Below are 273 nucleotides of genomic sequence, written 5' to 3'. Positions count from 1 at the left end.
GATGCTTGCTGGCGCGAAGCTTCCTGCACCGCTTCGATAGCATGGATCTGGTAGGGACGCAAGAGGATGAGAGATTTCTTGCTATCATCAAGGACAGAATACTGCATGACCATCTGGTGAGCACGAGGGATGGACAGGACTTCGTGGGCAAAGCTGGTCAAGCTCGTTATGGGTTGGTTATCCTTATCGACCCATTTGGTTAGAAATTGCTTATTGAGTTTATTTTCTCTAGCTGCAGCGATATAGCGTGTGTCTACTTTATTCGTCACAACA

The 273-nt window shown here is 47.3% G+C and carries 1 protein-coding gene; it reads right to left on the bottom strand.

The window, feature by feature from the left end; genetic code table 11:
* The coding region (locus tag A0739_RS09900) for a hypothetical protein (protein ID WP_155718992.1) at positions 1 to 273 on the bottom strand (273 nt) is incomplete at both ends.

This window comes from Streptococcus oralis, from assembly GCF_001588645.1.
GTDB lineage: Bacteria > Bacillota > Bacilli > Lactobacillales > Streptococcaceae > Streptococcus > Streptococcus oralis_AB.
The sequence above is the reverse complement of the archived record's forward strand: the minus strand, read 5'-3'. Positions and strand labels throughout refer to the sequence as shown.